The organism is Dryocola clanedunensis subsp. sulfonylureivorans (assembly GCF_016756775.1).
GTDB classification, from domain to species: Bacteria; Pseudomonadota; Gammaproteobacteria; order Enterobacterales; family Enterobacteriaceae; genus Dryocola; species Dryocola clanedunensis.
Window position 1 is genome coordinate 1 of sequence record NZ_JAERMU010000060.1, and the last position, 2,019, is coordinate 2,019.

A 2,019-nucleotide genomic window follows, 5' to 3' on the forward strand; every position below is an offset into this window, starting at 1 on the left:
GTCATGCTGAACATGTTGTTGGCTGCCGCCAGGTTGCTCGCATAGGCCTTGCCTTCCGGGCGCACGTTCGGTGCCGGGGTGTTGCCGCCGTTGTCCGGCGTATCACCGCCGTCGTCCGGAACGACCGGGTCTACCGGATTGACCGGGTCAACGGGGTCTACCGGGTCAACGGGGTCTACCGGCGTGGCACCGTTGTTGGTCAGATACCAGTTGCTGCCTTTTTTCACCAGGTCGTAGTCGTAGGCCCCCGCCACGATACGCCCTTTTTTGCTGAACTCACCGTCAGACGTGCCGCCAACGGAGACCACTTCAATCCCGTTCAGGGTGGCCGCACCCGTGCCGCCGACGTTATTGACGGCCACCGTGGTGGTGCCGTGCGTGCTGCCGTCCACCATCAGTTTATCCGTCGGTGAACTGTCATCGCCCAGCTGCGTGTTGAGGTTCAGCGTGCCGCCGCTGCCGGTATAGTCCCCGGTGACGTGCAGAATGTTCCCCGCGGTGGTTGAGCCAGGCTGGCTGACGTTAATCGTACCGCTGTTGGTCAGGCTCTGGCCGATGTTAAAGGTCTGAGCTTCGCCCGCCGCACGCAGCGCCATCAGACGCGGTGAAATATCACCGAGGGTCAGTGTCCCGGCGTTGTTCACATCCCCCGCCGTCCCGCCATAGCCGCCGAAGCTCGCGCCTTCCTTCACGTTGACCGTGGAAGAAGCCAGCGTCACGTCGGTGCTGCTGTCGCCCAGCTGCAGGCCGCCGCCGTTGATATCGGTGGTGCCGGTGTAGCGTGCGGACGCGGTGGTCAGATTCACCAGCCCGCTGCCGTTTTTCTGTACGTCGCCACTGCCGGTGAGGTTGTTCCCCAGCACGCCCTGCACGCCTTCGTTCAGCGTCAGCAGGCCGTTATCGAGGATATCCCCGGCGCCGATACCGCTGATGTCGTTCAGCGCCACTTCCGCCCCGTCGGCGATGGTGGTCGCCGCCGTCATCGCCGCGTTCGCGCCGTTGACGGTCAGCGTTCCGCCGTTCACCGCCAGCTCACCCGCCCCGGTCAGCATGCCGTTGACGATACCGCCGTGGGTCACCGCCAGGCTGCCGCCGTTGAAGTCGGTGGTGGCCGTGGCGTCGGTGTTCAGCAGGCCCACAGTCTGTGCGTGGCCGTTCAGGTCCACGCGGGTTGCGGCGGCCTGGTGCAGCTCGCGGGTGTGACCCAGCACGTTATCGCTCTCTGCCAGCAGCGTACCCGTACGCACATCTGTTTTGCCGGTGTAGTCGTTGTTCATATTGGACAATGACACGGTGTTACCTGCACCTGCCTCAATCGCCAGGTCGCCGCTGCCGGTCAGACGCGCGCTGAGGTCAGCGGCAGCACCGGTGGCACCCGCTGCATTCAGGGCCAGCGCATCCGCACCGCTGGTTAACAGATCCAGCTCCTGTAAACCGTAATTGACGTACAGGCCGTCACTGGCGTCGCTCGCGGTGAAACCAAAGTCGTAGGTCGCCTCGGCCACCTGCAGACCGTTCTGCATCACATAGGAGTACGTTGGATCGCTGATTTTGCTGCCGTCGGTTTTCTCCAGCATCAGGTTGGCACCATATCCGCTGACCGTTCCGCTGGTACCCGCCAGTTTCAGAATCGGGTTGGCATCATCCTGCGACAGGATGTTCAGAGTATCCGGTGGTAGCGTCGGGGCGTTCAGCACATCGTTGGTCCGCACCTGCACCACACCGGCTCCGCCGATATCCAGATCCTTGCTGGTCTGGATGAAGGCTTCCGATTTGCTGCGGCCCAGCGTGTCGGTATCAAAGATGATTGTGCCGCCGTCGAAGGCCAGACCACCGATGCTCTGGGTGCCTTTCGCCACGTCGGTCACGCTGCCTGCGCCCAGCTTCAGGGTGGCATCGCTCAGGGCCTGGGTATTTTGCGTGGTCGCGCCGTCCAGAACAAAGTGGCTGTTGGCCAGGGCAACCGTACCGGCAAAGCCGTCCGCCGCATTGTTGGCGGTGAAGGCAAAGTCATTGTCC

The 2,019-nt window shown here is 63.2% G+C and carries 1 protein-coding gene; it reads right to left on the minus strand.

The window, feature by feature from the left end; all coding sequences use genetic code 11:
• On the minus strand, positions 1-2,019 hold a 2,019-nt coding region (locus HYQ67_RS23735), incomplete at both ends, for an autotransporter outer membrane beta-barrel domain-containing protein (protein ID WP_202308635.1).